At 34.1% G+C, this 16277-nt stretch carries 8 protein-coding genes; 5 read left to right on the plus strand and 3 right to left on the minus strand.

Annotated elements, in window-relative coordinates:
- Positions 1-5 precede the first annotated feature (5 nt).
- The 5 genes from E1J38_RS04880 to E1J38_RS04900 all read left to right on the plus strand — a co-directional run bounded on the left by E1J38_RS04880 (position 6) and on the right by E1J38_RS04900 (position 10203).
- Entirely contained in the window at positions 6-851 is an 846-nt protein-coding gene (locus E1J38_RS04880) for an SDR family oxidoreductase (protein ID WP_133356056.1), read from the plus strand.
- A 21-nt stretch (positions 852-872) separates the two neighbouring features.
- Complete coding sequence (locus E1J38_RS04885) at positions 873-2267, plus strand: FAD-binding oxidoreductase (RefSeq protein ID WP_133356057.1); 1395 nt, start codon at positions 873-875, stop codon at positions 2265-2267.
- Positions 2268-2711: 444 nt separating this feature from the next.
- Complete coding sequence (locus tag E1J38_RS04890) at positions 2712-5840, plus strand: SusC/RagA family TonB-linked outer membrane protein (protein ID WP_133356058.1); 3129 nt, start codon at positions 2712-2714, stop codon at positions 5838-5840.
- 27 nt (positions 5841-5867) lie between these two features.
- A complete protein-coding gene (locus E1J38_RS04895) occupies positions 5868-7364 on the plus strand; it encodes a RagB/SusD family nutrient uptake outer membrane protein (protein WP_133356059.1) in 1497 nt (498 codons plus the stop codon).
- A gap of 79 nt (positions 7365-7443) precedes the next feature.
- Complete coding sequence (locus tag E1J38_RS04900) at positions 7444-10203, plus strand: alpha-L-rhamnosidase (protein WP_133356060.1); 2760 nt, start codon at positions 7444-7446, stop codon at positions 10201-10203.
- A 382-nt stretch (positions 10204-10585) separates the two neighbouring features.
- Here E1J38_RS04900 and E1J38_RS04905 read toward each other — a convergent pair whose 3' ends face one another.
- Genes E1J38_RS04905 through E1J38_RS04915 form a run of 3 tightly spaced genes read right to left on the minus strand, consistent with a single transcriptional unit; the run spans position 10586 to position 16113 of the window.
- Positions 10586-12232, minus strand: coding sequence for an arylsulfatase (locus tag E1J38_RS04905; protein ID WP_133356061.1), 1647 nt, complete (start codon positions 12230-12232; stop codon positions 10586-10588).
- A gap of 28 nt (positions 12233-12260) precedes the next feature.
- Complete coding sequence (locus tag E1J38_RS04910) at positions 12261-13964, minus strand: sulfatase (protein ID WP_133356062.1); 1704 nt, start codon at positions 13962-13964, stop codon at positions 12261-12263.
- A gap of 25 nt (positions 13965-13989) precedes the next feature.
- On the minus strand, positions 13990-16113 hold the full coding sequence (locus tag E1J38_RS04915; RefSeq protein WP_145774286.1) for a DUF5722 domain-containing protein: 2124 nt from the start codon (positions 16111-16113) through the stop codon (positions 13990-13992).
- Positions 16114-16277: the final 164 nt, after the last annotated feature.

Raw genomic sequence — 16277 nt, forward strand, 5'->3', positions numbered from 1 at the left:
CTGGTATGAGCAATACATTATATAAAAGCAACCATGAATTTGTTCCACAAAGGTTTGAAGGTAAAGTTACTATTGTTACTGGTGGCGCTTCTGGTTTAGGAAGAGCTATTACAGAAGAATTATGTAAAGAAGGTGGTAAAGTTTTATTTACTGACATAAACGATTTAGGTAAAATAAAACAAGAGAATGACATTGAAAACAACTACGACACCACATTTTTAATGGGAGATATGGGAGATGAAGAGTTTTGCAAATCCACTATAGATGAAACCATAAAAAAATATGGAAGAATTGACTATTTAATAAATAATGCTTTCTCTTTTACTGCAGCAGGCATCAATGCCGAAACTAAAGATTGGATGAGAAGTTTTAAAGTAGGCCCTTTAGCCTATGCAAAAATGGCACAAGAGGTTTACCCCTATATGAAAAAATCTGGTGGAGGTGCTATTGTAAATATTTCAAGCATTTCTGCTCATATTGCTCAAAAAGATAGGTGGACTTATAATGCATCAAAAGGAGCTGTAAACCAATTAACTAAATGCCAAGCTCTAGATTTTGCTCCTCATAACATACGAGTAAACAGTATAGATCCTGGTTGGATATGGACTCATGAAACAGATAAAGCTGCTAATCTAGATGGAGGCGGTCGAGAAAAATGGGATCCTATCTGGGGACGTTTTCATATGTTAAGACGTATGGGTAACGCTGTAGAAGTGGCAAGACCCGTACTCTTTTTACTAAGCAATGACGCCTCTTTTATTACGGGCACTAATCTAGCAGTTGATGGAGGCTACCTCTCAATAGGTCCCGAAGGCTTAGGAGAAAACACTATTAATGCAGGATCTCAATAATTCAGAATTAAGTTTAAGATTATGATTGAAGAACATATTAAACAAATTGAACAAAAACTTGGAGTTAACAAAGTTCTTATAGGAGAAAAAGTTAAAGAGAGATATGAGCATATATGGGAAATGGACAAGCCTTTGTGTGCCAAAGCTGTAGTATTTCCGTCAACAACTCAGGATGTCTCAGATATCCTAACTATTTGTCATAAATACCACCAGCCCATTGTAGTACATGGAGGATTAACAAATCTTACAGGGAGTACAGAAACCAACGCTGATGAATTAGTCATTTGTATGGAAAAAATGAATGTCATTGAAGAATTGGACTTATCTAGCCGTACAATAACCGTACAATCAGGGGTAGTCCTAGAAACTATACATCAGGAAGTAGAAAAAGAAAATTTATTATTCCCTATGAGTTTTGGCGCTCAAGGTTCAGCTCAAATAGGAGGAGTAATTGCAACAAATGCTGGTGGACTTCGTGTTTTTCGATATGGCATGACAAGAAATTTAATTTTAGGGTTGGAGGTGGTTTTAGCTGATGGGACTATTATCTCTTCCCTGAAAAAAATCATAAAAGATAATTCAGGTTATGATTTAAAACAATTATTTATTGGCTCTGAAGGCACTTTAGGAGTAATCACTAAAGCCATATTAAGGCTACAACAAAAACCCAAAAGTAGAAATAGTGCATTTGTAGCTATGAACGATTTTGAAAATGTAGTGTCATTTTTAAAATTTATAGATGAAGGTTTAGCGGGTACCCTAAGTGGTTATGAGTTATTATGGGAACGTAATTTTAAAGCTATGACCAATCCTTCTACAAATATTTCAAAGCCTTTATCCTACGGATATAAATATTACGTTCTTATAGAAAGTTTGGGCAGTAATCACGAGCAAGATCAACAAAGATTAGAATCATTACTGGAAGAAGCTTTGATGGCTAAACTTATCTTAGATGCTGCTTTGGCGCAATCAGTGCAACATACAGAGTTGTTTTGGAGAATTAGAGAAGATGTAGATATTCTTGTTTCCCAATGCAATAATGTACAGAATTTTGATGTAAGTCTTCCTGTTTCAGAAATAGGCACCTACGTTGACACTGTTTTTAATATTTTAAATAAAATACCAGAAATAGACAACTTTTTTGCTCATGGCCATGTAGCCGATGGAAATATTCACTTTTTAATAAGTAAAAGCAATAATTCGACTGAACTCATAGATAAAATTAATAATATTATATATACTCCCTTAACTGGTCTTGGAGGATCGGTCTCTGCAGAGCATGGTATAGGGATCCATAAAAAACCTTACCTAAAATTTTGTCGCTCAAATGAGGAAATAAAACTTATGCAATCTTTAAAAACTGCCTTGGACTCCAGAGGTATCTTAAATAGAGATAAAATACTTAATCATCAATAATATCTAGGTCTCTTCAAAAATAATTATGTCAAAGTTTTAACCAGTTCAAATATTTTTTGCTTTAGGGTACTATTTAGCCTTAACACTTTCAGTAAACTTTAAACTATTTTAAAAATTGCTTACCCTATCTAAAAAATGGTTTTAAGATGTATTATTATCCTACAATAAAGATAAATAAAATAAAAGATAAATCTTACAAACTTAAATTTAAGAAAGAGCACCTTCAATATATAGTAAAACACACTTTTACAGAGTATTAAATTTAATAAAGATGGTTATAACACCTTGTCAACAATATCTTATTGAACTGAAAAACCAAATTTAATTATACTAAAATCATTACAAATATCACAGATTCGACAGGATGGAATTCTCTTTGAAATGATATAGTTTTACCAATATCCAAAATAAATTAACTAAATCCAATTAACTAAATTTAAGTAAATGATGAAAAAACAACTTAAAAAAACTCACAAAAAAGTACTGTTTTTGTGCTTTATTTTAATGTCTCTTGGAATGTATTCGCAGGAGAGTACTGTAACTGGTAATGTTACTTCAGAAGATGGAATGCCATTAGCTGGGGTAAATATTATTCAAAAAGGAACAAAAAACGGTCAGGTAACTGATTTTGAAGGTAATTTTAAAATAAAGTTAACATCTGGTTCACAAGTATTAGTTTTCTCTTATTTAGGCTTTAGTACTAAAGAGATATCTGTGGCTGGAAAATCTACAATAAATATTGTTCTAGAAGAAGATACAGAAGGGCTTGATGCTGTTGTTGTGGTTGGGTATGGCTCCCAAACTAGAGCTGATTTAGTTGGCTCGGTAGGATCTGTTAAAGGTGAAGATATTGCTAAAATGCCAGTTCCTACTTTTGATATGGCACTTCAAGGTCGTACAGCAGGATTAAACATTACTAATACATCTAGTGAGCCTGGTGGAGAGGTTACTATTAGAATTAGAGGTAATAACTCCATACTAGGAGATAATTCGCCTTTAATAGTAATAGATGGCTACCCTATGCCTACAGGAAATGAAGCTTCTGCCAGAGGAGCAGGAGATGGTAACCAAACCTCATCGAACCTTTTAAGTTTTCTAAACCCGGCTGAAATTGAATCTGTTGAGGTTCTTAAAGATGCCTCGTCAACTGCTATTTATGGGTCGAGAGGTGCAAATGGAGTAATAATTGTTACCACAAAAAAAGGGAATTATGAGCAGGCTACTCAAATTAATTTAACAGCAGAAACAGGATTTAGTGATATTAAAGATTTTCCAGAAGTTTTAGATGGACCAACGTATGCTAAATGGAGAAATGAAGTAGCTGTTATAAACAATACACCTATACTGTTTGACGGGGTTGATAGACCCTTGCCAGAAAACGCATCGACCACAGATTGGTTGGATAGAATTTTGAGAACAGCTATGACCAACAGATATCAACTTACTGCATCTGGCGGAGGCAGTAAGTCAAGATATTTCTTATCGGCTAATTACTTGAAAAATGAAGGAATCGTAAAATTCACAGATTTTTCTAGAGGTAATATCAGGCTAAATGTAGATAATAACCTTACTGATCGTTTAACTACCAGCACATCTGTGAACTATGTGCGTTCACAAAATAATAGATCAGGAGAAGGGTCTGGTTCTATTATAAACTCAGGTTCTGTTTTTTCAGCTTACAAAAATGCTCCAACAGCAACTCCTGATGACCCTATCGACGAAGGTGATGGTACAAGTAATTTTTTTACGGATCCTTTGGTAGAACTAAGAGACATAAGAAATGAAACCTATAATGAGAATTTAATTTTAAGTATCTTAACAAAGTATAAAATATCAGAAAATTTCACCTTTAACCTTTCGTTAGGTACAAATAGTTCTAACAGTAGAAGAGAAGTTTATTTCCCTAAAACAACCAGACAAGGACGATTACGTAATTCTAGAGCTGTTTATAATGTTAGTAGTAATCGTAATTATTTAGTTGAATCGTATTTAAACTATAACAAAGCATTTGAGCTAAGCAATATTGATTTAACTGGAGGGTATTCTTATCAAATTGATAACACACGCCGTTTAAATACTATCGTAGATAATTTTCCTGTTGATAACTTAGAAACCGATAATGTTGGTTTGGGCTTAGACCCTATAATTCCCACAAGCTCTAGGATTGAAAGAATTTTATCATCTTACTATGCTAGATTTAACTACAACTACGATAAAAGATATTACTTATCACTAACAGCTCGTGCTGATGGCTCCAGCGTTTTTGCTGAAAACAAAAAATGGGGGTATTTCCCTTCTATAGGTCTAGGTTGGACTATATCAAATGAAAATTTTCTAAAAGAATCAGAAACGGTATCTAACTTGAAGTTTAGAGCTAGTTATGGTATTACAGGGTCTCAATCTATATCGCCATTGCAGTCTTTAACCCTTTTAGGGACTGCGAATGCTGTATATGGTGATATTTTATATTCTGGTTTAGCACCTATAAGAATTGGAAACCCAAATTTAGAATGGGAAAAAACAAAGCAGTTTAACATTGGATTGGACGCCGGGTTTCTAAAAAACAGATTTAATGCTTCTATAGATTATTACAAAAAAACGACAGACGATTTATTATTAAATTTCCCACTTCCAAATTCAGCTGGAATTAACTCTCTTACTGCCAATGCAGGGAGCATTGAAAACAAAGGATTTGAAATTGTATTGGGAGGATATATAATAGATAAAAAAGACTTTAAGTGGAACACTAATTTTAACTGGAGTAACAATAAAGCAACTGTTGTAAGCCTTGGAGACAATGATGCCGATATATTTGGCCCTGGACCTGCCACAAATATTGTAACAGACCCTACAAACGTTATGCGAGTAGGTGAGCCATTTGGCGCTTTATATGGATATAAGGTAATTGGTATATTACAAGAAAGTGATTTTGACACTTCTGGTACAGCAACAGTTCCAACACTTGGCGGACAAGCTCCTGGCCATTATAAATTCCAAGATATAAGTGGTCCAAATGGAGTTCCAGATGGTATAATAAGTGGTTTAGATCGAGGTATTATAGGTAATCCAAACCCCGATTATATTTTTGGTTGGAACAACGACTTTACGTATAAAAATTTTACTTTAAGTGTATTTTTTCAAGGATCTATTGGAAATGATGTCATGAATCTCAACAACTCTTTTATGGGCACTGGTAGAATTGTGAATAATGCCTTTAAAGATTGGTATGAAAACCGATGGACACCTGAAAACCCTACAAATAATACTCGATATCCTAATTATACTGGAGGTAATGGAGGTTTTTTTGCACCAAACTCTGCTACTATAGAAGATGCGTCATATATTAGGTTAAAAAACCTTAGTGTTGGATATAATGTTCCTGTTGAAAAAATTAAGGTAATAGCATCTGCAAGAATTTATGTAACAGGAACCAACCTACTAACCTTTACAGACTATTCAGGCTTTGACCCAGAGGTAAATATTCGCGGTGGCAATAATCTTGCTCAAGGTATAGATTTCGCAACCTATCCAAGAGCGCAAACTTTTACTTTAGGTATAAATGTTGGTTTCTAATAATAGTTTAATTTAAATAAAACAATAATGAAAAAATTAAAATATATAATTCTACTGGCCGGTCTCGTAGCTTGTTCTGATTTAGAAGAAGAAGTGTATTCAGAAATCAGCCCATCAAACTTTTATCAAAACGTAGATGAGGCCGAAGTGGCAGTGACCTCAATTTATAATTCATTTAACAGAGCTGTTAGCCTCTATGATTTTGGTTTGGCATCATTAACTGTGGTCCCTTCACCAAAAATGCAATCTAGAGTGTGGTGGAGAAGAATGTGGGCTAACTATACTACTGATGCTACTGAGGCTATTTCTTTACCTCGTGTTTGGAACCCCTTTTATCAAGGTATCTTTAGATCTAATGTCCTTATTGCAGAATTAGAAGGAAGAGAATTTGACAGTGAAGAAGAAATAGCACGAAAAGAAATAATTGCTGAGGCTAAATTTTTAAGATCATGGTCTTTCTTCAATCTAGTTCAACTTTTTGGAGACGTTCCAATGCCTTTAAAGCCTGCTATTACAGCTGAAGAAGCTCAACTTCCTAGAACACCAATAGCAGATGTATACCAGCAAATTATTTTAGATTTACAAGAAGCCGAAACCAACTTGCCAAGCGATAAAAGAAGTGCAACTCAAATAGGAAGACCTATTCAGGCCACCGCTAAGTTTCTCCTAGCCAAAGTTTACTTAACTATGGCAGGACTTCCATTGCAGGATGCAAGTGCTATGTCATTAGCTAAAGCTAAATTACAAGAAGTTATTGATTTAGAAGACACCGCTCAAGGTTATAAATTATTAGCAAGCTATGACGATGCTATTCGTATAGACAATAACGATGAACGCATATTTGCTATTCAACAAACACAATCTACCGCAAGTCAAGGTACGGCTTTTGGACATGTTTGGGGTTCTGCAAATAGACTTAACAACCCAGGTCTTGGTCAAACTCATGGTGGATTTACAGAGGACTTTTACAATTCTTTTGATACTACCGACACCAGAAGAGACGTTACTATGTCATACTCTTATGTTGATAGAGATGGAGTCACTAGAACCTATAAGGATGATAATTATCCCGAGCGTAACGGTATATACCAAAACAAGTATATAGATATTGATCAAGAAGCGGTTAATGGTGATCCAGATATGATTGTTTATAGATATTCTGATGCACTACTAATGGCTGCTGAAATTGAGAATAGTTTAAATGGTCCAACAGCTACAGCCTATGGTTATTTAAACAGAGTAAGGTCAAGAGCACTAGCAACTGATGCTCCAGATGGTATGACGCAAGAAGAATTTGCTGAATATGTGTATGAAGAACGTTATAAAGAGCTTTCTTTTGAATTTCAAGAAATCTATGACATTAGAAGGTTAGGTAAAGTAGAAGAAGTTTTATCACAACATCCTGAGAACATAATTTGGTCACCAACAAATACACCATACAATCCAAATTTCAATTTGTGGCCTATACCTGTAAGTGAAGTTAATAATAATCCTCAAATCCCTGAAAATAACCCTGGTTGGTAATTTTTTTGAGTTAGTTTTAGTTTTTAAAGGCTACTTTAAGGTAGCCTTTTTTTCAGTTTAACAAAAAATATTGTGCATTATGAAAATTAAAGTTATCGTTTTTTTACTAATCACTCATTTTACAAGTATCTATAATGTATTAGTTAACAAAACACCCCTAAACATTGATACATTAAAAATAGAATACCTTACAAACCCTATAGGGATGGATGTTTTAAAACCCAGATTTAGCTGGGTTTTAGAAGCAGAGGGAAGAAACAGGTACCAAACAGCCTATAGAATACTCGTATCCTCTTCTCTAGAAAAGTTAAGTGAAAATGAAGGAGATATATGGGACAGTGGAAAAATTACCTCTAGTGATACTAATCAGGTTGAATATGGAGGCGTTTCATTAAGGTCTCATACAACATATTATTGGAAAGTAAAGGTTTGGGATGAATCAAATACTGAATCCAGTTGGAGCGAAACAGCTCACTGGTCTATGGGATTATTAAAATTTTCAAATTGGAAAGGACTTTTTATTAGTCATGACGTTGGATACGATAAAACAGATAAATATGATAGTTTATATCTACCTCCCGCAAGATACCTTCGTAAGTCATTTACTCCTAAAAAAAAGATAAAAAAGGCAATAGCCTATACAACCGCTTTAGGCTTATATGAATTGAGACTAAACGGAAGTAAAGTGGGAGATGACTATTTTGCTCCAGGATGGACAGACTACAACAAGCGTTTGTATTACCAAACGTATGATATTACCAAATATATTAACGAAGGAGAAAATGTTGTAGGTGCCATAGTTGCTGATGGGTGGTATGCTGGATACATTGGCTATGGTTTATTGGTTCGTTTAGATAAAGTGCGTGAATATTATGGAGTTAATCCATCATTCATGGGACAAATACATTTAGAATATGAAGATGGTAGTATAGAAATTATTCCAACTGATACAACTTGGAAGTCTAGCCAAGGTGCTATTTGTGAGGCTGATATTTTAATGGGAGAAACTTACGATGCTACTATGGAAAACACAGGTTGGGATAGTCCAAATTATGATGATAAATCTTGGGAAACACCTAAAGTATACACCTACCCTAATGGAAAATTACAAGTACACCCTGGTAACCTAGTAAAAAACACAGAACGTATTCGCCCTATTAAAATAACTGAACCAAAACCTGGAACTTATGTTTTTGATATGGGCAAAAACATTGCTGGTATAGCAGAGTTAAAAGTAAAAGGCCTAAAAGGCACTAAAATCTCACTTAGGTTTGGAGAGATTTTAAAAAGAGATGGCAACATTTTAACAGAAAACCTTCGTTTAGCAAGAGCAACGGATACATATATTCTAAAAGGAGAGGGAGAGGAAGTTTGGCAACCTAGATTCACTTATCATGGTTTTCAATATGTAGAAGTTATTGGGTTTCCCGGTAAACCTACATTAGATGCTATTACTGGTTTAGTATTGAGCTCTATTGAAACCCATACGAGTACTTTCAGTTCGTCTAATACAATGAATAATAAGCTTTATGGAAATATTAAAACGACTCAAGAAGCTAATTTTTTTGACATTCCAACCGATTGCCCTCAAAGAGATGAGCGTTTAGGCTGGCTTGGAGATGCGCAAACCTTTATGCGTTCTGCATCTTTTAATGCCGATGTAGCTCCTTTTATGTCAAAATTTTTAATTGATGTAGACGATGCCCAACGTTGGTATGGTGCTTACCCTAATTTTGCACCATTTCCCTATTCAAGACCAAATCAATACGCTCCTGCTTGGATGGATGCGGGTATTATTATTCCGTATAACATGTACAAAGTGTATAACGATTCTCGAATTTTAGAATATATGTATTCTGGGATGGAGAAGTTTATGGAATTTCAAGCTGATGCCAGTACGGATTTTATTAGACCTGGTGGAGGGAATAATTGGGGTGATTGGCTCTCGGTAAACGAAAAGACAAGTCATGACTTTATTGGGGCATCTTTTTATGGTTTTGATGCTAAATTAATGGCTGAAATGGCTGAAGCATTAGGAAAAACAGCTGATGCTAAAAAGTATAAGACGCTATTCCAAAACATAAAAACAGCTTTTGCTAAAAAATACATTTTAGAAAATGGATATACATCTGAAGACACACAAACCACCTATGCCCTCGCCTTATATTTTGATTTATTTCCAGAACATCTCGCAAAAAAAGGAGCTGCTCGATTAGCAGAAAAAATTGAAAAGAATGGATTTAAGTTTTCATCCGGTTTTCTGGGAACAAAACATGTTATGCTCTCATTATCAAAATACGGATATGATGATATCGCTTACAAACTATTTAAGCAAACCGAATACCCAAGTTGGGGATATTCTGTTGTAAATGGTAGCACCTCTATTTGGGAGCGTTGGAATAGTTATACCAAAGATGAATTGTCAAATTCAGATATTAATAGTAAAATGAACTCATTTAGCCATTATGCTTTTGGATCTGTGGCAGAATGGATGTTTATAAATGCTGTTGGGATAGATACGGAAGATTCTGGTTACAGAAATATAATTATAAAACCAGCAGTAAGTAGAGAGATGAACTTTATAAAAGGGAGTTATAAGAGTATTAACGGTACTATATCTTCAGCTTGGGATTGGGAAAAAAATCATTTAAATATGGATATTAAAATACCAACAAATACAAGTGCTAAAGTATATATTCCAACATCTGAAGTTTATAAAATTAAAGAAAGTAATATGCCTTTAAATAAAAACTCAGATATCAAGGTTTTGCAGTCTGATGATAAATTTACAATACTTAAAGTTGGCTCAGGTAAATATTCATTCAAAATAAAAACCTAATTATCCTATTTTCTTTATTCATCTATTTGACAAGTTGCTGCCAAAGTTCAGATCAGGAGCAAATCCCATCAATTGTATTTTTGATGAAAAACGCGTTGGACAAAAAAAATGAGGTAAGTAAGTAATGTTACAATAGTAGGCAGATATATATGTTAGAAACACATTAAATTCTTTCTTAACAACATAGAAAAGATATCATGATTTTACTTTTGAGTGTTTTTAATACTAATATTTAGTTATTAATTAGTTGGAAGTTTTTTTGAGGCTGTCTGAAAAGTTTTTTTAAGTCCTTGAGAATCGGGTATTTGAAAAATCTCTCCTACACCTACCCGAATAAAAAAGAGGCTGTCTTGACTTTTCAGACAGCCTCTTTTATTTCCTGCTACCCTTTTATACTATATTTTTTGCTCAATTTTTCAGGCATTGCTGAAGGGGAGTACATAACACCAGTTCCACGATCGCCCTGTGGTTTATAGTGAGGGCTTTCCTCTGTGCTTTTAGGTTGATAATCAGACTCTCCGCTTTCGGTTATCCACCAATTAAGCCACTTTTTTTCCAGTTCTAATACTTGGTCTTTATAAATGTTAGATACATCATTAGTTTCTAAAGGGTCTTTTATGGTATTGTATAACTCCCAACCACTACCATCTACTTCAATTAAACTCCATTCCGAAGTGCGCATAGCGCGATTATCCATAAACTGAAAGTACATTGGAGCCTCTCGTTTCCATGATTCCCCCTTTAACATTGGTAGAAAAGATTGTCCTGAAAATGTGTTATTTTCTGATACTGAAACTGATTTTGCAGCCTCTAAAAATGTTGGCATAAAGTCTACTAAGTTAATAGCTTCAGTGTTTATAGAATTAGGGTTTTCTATAGATTCTGGCCACCTTACGATTGCAGCAGTTTTTACACCTCCAGAGTGTTGGCTTATTTTATAAAGTCTTAAAGGGCTAACACTTGCATAAGCCCAACCTGTACCCAATTGATAGTTGGAACCTACATCCCCAGGCAAAAGCCCTTTTTTGAGTAATATTTTATCAAGCACTGAAAAAGAATCTGTACCATTATCACTTAAAAATAGTATTAATGTGTTTTTATCTTGATTGGTGGCCTTTAAAGCATCTATTAATTGCCCAATACCTTTATCCATACGTTCTACCATAGCGGCATAAACAGACATTCTTAAATCTTCTAAATCCATTTGGGCGTCTGTTAAAGTGCTCCAGTCTGGTAAGTTTTGAGGATAGTCTGGAAGAGGAACTCCATCTGCTATAAGCCCTAAAGCTTTTTGTTTTTCTATACGCTGTTTTCTAACAGATTGCCAACCTTTTAAATAAGAACCGCGATATTTCATAATATCTTCCTTCGGTGCTTGCAACGGATTATGAGGAGATTGATAACTTAAATACAAAAAGAAAGGTGCTTTATTTTGTGCATTGTCAGATTTCACAAATTCAACGGCACTCTCAGAAAAAGCATCTGTAGAATAGAAAGCGTTACCAAAGTCTTCATATTTTTCTTCATTAATCCTATAGTCTTTACCTCCTTTAAAATAAGAAGAATAACCTCCTAAAAAACCAAAGAAGTAATCAAATCCTTTTTCATTTGGTGTGCCATCTAAATGCCATTTTCCTATTAAACCTGTTCTGTAGCCTTCTTTCTTTAGTTCTTGGGCAATATTGGGTCCGTTTTGAGCGCCAAAACCAGCTCTTGGCCACCATTTACCCGTTAGCATTGCACTTCTTGAAGCTACACACATGCCAGCATTGAAAACATTAGGAAGACGAATCCCTTCACTAGCCATGTTGTCTAGAGATGGCGTACTTATTTCTCCACCATAGCACCCTAAATCGCTATAACCCAAATCGTCTGCCATAATTACAATAATATTTGGTGACTCTGTTTCTTTTGTTATTTCAGTTTTACAGCTTACCGTAAAACAAATAGCAATAAAAAGTAAAAAATATCTAATATTAAAAGATGTATTTTTAGAATAATGAGTGTAGAACGGGCAATTTTTTTTCATTGGTAGTTTATTTGTGAAAATATTAGAATTAGATGTCTGCTTTTAATGATGAAAACATATCTACAAATGGTGTATCTCTAACTTCTTTTTTAGGGTTATAATTTTCATTAACCGTTGGCCAATAACGTATATCTACATTCAGTTTTAACCAACTCATCAATTTGTTAAACATTGTATCTTTAAGTTCTGGGTTTTCTGTTATTAAGTTGTTTTTCTCATAGGGGTCTTTCTCTATATTATATAGATACAACCTCCCATACCAATCGAAAATTAGCTTGTAATCGCCGTCTCGAATTGCAGAATGAGGTGTAAGTGCAAAAGGTTCAAAAGGACTATTATAAATAACATTAAAAGGGTAATGCCAATAATGAGTTGTTTTAGTATAACTATTTTTCTTATTTTTAATATCAGAAAGCACTGGCATTAAGCTTTCACCATCAAGATTATTTTTAGATACAATGTCTCTAGCGTTATAACCTGCCGCATCCAATAAAGAGGGATAAATATCTGTGCAGTCTACAGGAACGTCTACCCATTTACCTTTTTGAACTTTACCTTTCCATTTAAAAACCAAAGGTACTCGAATGCCGCCTTCTGTTACACAAGCTTTACCACCTAAAAAAGGATCGTTGTTAGTGCCTTTATTATTTGGGGTAACTTCGGCATCAATACCCCCGTTATCAGACATGAAAACAACAAGTGAGTTATCTTCAATGTTAAGCTCTTTTAGTTTATTTAAAATATCTCCAACGGAGCGGTCTAAACTCTTAATCATAGAAGCGTAAACTGGATCATTGTGTCCATTCCACCCTTTATTTTCTTTATTTTCAAAATGAGATATTTCGTCTGCTTTACCCTGATAAGGTGTATGTATAGCAAAATGAGAAAAGTACAAGAAAAATGGTTTGTCCTTTATTTTTGCTCTATCTTCTATAAACTGTAAAGCTTGTACGGTTAAATCATCTGTTAAATACGTTTCATTAGTTTCTTTCCCTGAACCTCCTATTTCTAGAGCTTCTGGAGCAACTTTTGGAAACATTTTATTTGTTTTATCATTCCATATTTTTCTCCAATTATAATAGGTAGACCCTCCAGCATCAAACCAGGCTAAAGACTCAAAGCCTTGGTCTTTGGGTTGATACCCTTTAGCTCCAAAACCCCCAAGATGCCATTTTCCAATAAAGCCTGAATGATAATCTTTAAGCGCCTCGGCGATAGAAAGCTCATCTCTCCCCCCATCAAGTTCACTGCCTGTTGGGATAGCCGAATTAGAAATTCCGTTAGTGAGTGCTTGCTCAATTTTTATGGGGTCTTTGTGTTCAAAAATATCATGTATATAATAGCCGTTAGGGACTTCTTCGTTTTGATTGTAATAAGTGGCTGTTGGCGGCATAGCTGTAGTAAAACCAATTCTCCCTGCATATTTACCTGTTAATATACTGGCTCTTGTAGGCGAACATAATTGATTTGCATAGGCTTGCGAAAAGGATGTTCCTTCACTTACCAATTTATCAATGTTTGGTGTCTCATAAAACATTTCGTCTGGATGTGTGCCAGTAAATTTATTAGCGTAAACTTGACTATCCATAATACCATAATCGTCGGCAAGTATAAAGATGATATTAGGGCGGGAGGTGTTTTTATCTTCTATACTATTCTTATTTGCTTTTGATTCGCACCCTAATAAGAATAATGCGCAAAGACAAATACTGCTTAATTTTAAATTTTTCATTGGCTATAGTGTAATTACTGTCTGTTTAGTTTTGGTTTCGTGTTTCATTAACAGGGCCTATATGGCGAATTTCATCCCAACTATTTATGCCTATAATTGATTTGTATTGGTCGTAAACTTCATTTTCCATTTCTGTTCCAAAAGCTTGATATACTTTCCAAACAGGTTTAATGCCTCCAGGATCGTCTTTGTCGTCTGGAAAACGTCTAAGACCTATACGTAAGCCTCCTTCATTTCTATTGTCTTGCCAATTATGGTATTGAAATCCATCAATGCCGTCTAGAAATTTAATTTTTTTCATCGCATAAGCCATTCCTGCCGCCTGTTCCTTTAAATCCTGTTCTCTATAGGTGGGTGAGTTAGTTCCGTTTTCAGATAAATAAACCAGACGCTTGCTTTTTCCTTTAAATAATACTTCTGGTTGCTTTACCCAAGCATCTAATACTTCAATATTTTTAAATGTTATAAGTTGTGTATCAAAATCAAAACTCACTTTTTTATCTAACCATGTCTTAGGTTCTCGTAAAGACTCTGGGTAGGGGTGATAAGCTATTGCCCATTCAAAATCGCCTTCTTTGTTTGAAAATTTTAATAACATCTCCAACAGCTCTTTGGAATGATAAAAGTGTGGATTTGATGTCCAATTCCAATAGTGCGTCAGAGTAATAAACACTTTTGAATTAGGATTATACTTTCTAGCAATATTATGAGAGATCCGCATAGATTTATGATAAATATCCATAAATACTAACGCTGTTTTTTCTCCAGCATTGGTCCATACCCAACCAGCATCTACTTCATTGTGAATAATCCAATGATGAATGCGTCCAAATTTTTTGTCTGGTCTACTATACCTAGCTGCTAAAAAATCAAGAATTGCAGAATAATATTGAACACCTTTAGGGTTAGTTAAGTTAGGCATACTATATATCCCTGAAGGATCACAATCTGGATGCTCAAGTATTTGCCCTATTTTTTTATCAGGAGTTCTTGAGGCTTTATCTACAAGCAAAATAGCTGATACCTCAATATCTCGTTCTGAGGTACTTAAAAATGTATTGTCAAGATTATTAATTTGTTTTTTATTTACATAATAGGTGTCTCCCATGTATTCAAAAGGCATGTTTTCAGGAGAGGGATTTGAGCGAAAAAATTTTGAAATCCAAATATTAACGGTTACGCTGGTAATGCCTAAACTGTCTAAATCTGTGTATGGTGCTTTTCTATTAATACTATATCCTCCCAACCCCTTTTTTGTGGATGGTTTTTTAAATGGGTAATTATATTTTGGCACTATAGAATCTGCGTAGCGTGCATGAGAAGCTACTTTATATTTATCTTCTTTTTTTTCTACAATTATCCATTTTGAAAGTAGTCTATCTTGTTTATATCCGTGCTGAGTTTTAAAACGATTAAGTGTAATATTAAAGGTTTTATCTTTAGGTTTGATAGCTTCTAAAAAGCTAAAATCTTTAAGTTCTGTGGCATCTTCATAAACCCCTACTTCTGCTAAATATAATTTTTTATTGTCTGACACTTTACCTTTTAATCTTACGATTTCATCTGTTAGCAATACATTTGAAATTTGACTAGGAAAGTCTTTTTCTAAATAAGCAACTAAATTACGCTCAAGTATAGCTTCTTGTTTCTTTTTAAGTACTTTGTTTTTGGAAATCTCCAGTTCTCGTTTTGTTTGCTGTCTAAAAACTAAATGCTTTAACTGTATATTTAGAGCAGGTACTGAGCCTAAATCTAATCTTAAATAATCTCCTTTTTTACCCCAATTTTTTAATGCTTCAGACAAATCGATGCTAAACGTAACCCATCCTTCAGTGGAACCAATATCTCTAATTATTTTCGGCTTTAAGTCTTTATTTTGAGGATAAAAATGAATTTCTAAAAAATCTAATCCTGTAGGACAAAAATATTCAAATACCAAACGATTATTTTTTTTATCTAAATCTTTTTCTAAAGGATTAAAAAATAAATAAGGGTCTTTTCCTGAGGTTTTAATATTATATATATCACCATCTAAAACACTTAATTCTATTTGATTATACGTATTTGTATTTATACTCAAAGAGGTTTTAGAATCCTGAGCAAAAAAGGCAATAGGATATAATAGAAGAAACAAAAAAGACTTACACATAATAATTTTCTGAAGGTAATTTATATCATATAAAATTACGTTACCTATTCCAAAAAACCATCCTGCCGAATATGGTCGTTCCACAGAAGGGGCATGATTGTTTTTTTAATCTTTATCGATAAATTAGCTCTTCTTAATTTAGTGTTGAACATTTATAAAATTTC

The organism is Seonamhaeicola sediminis, from assembly GCF_004358095.2.
Taxonomy (GTDB): domain Bacteria; phylum Bacteroidota; class Bacteroidia; order Flavobacteriales; family Flavobacteriaceae; genus Seonamhaeicola; species Seonamhaeicola sediminis.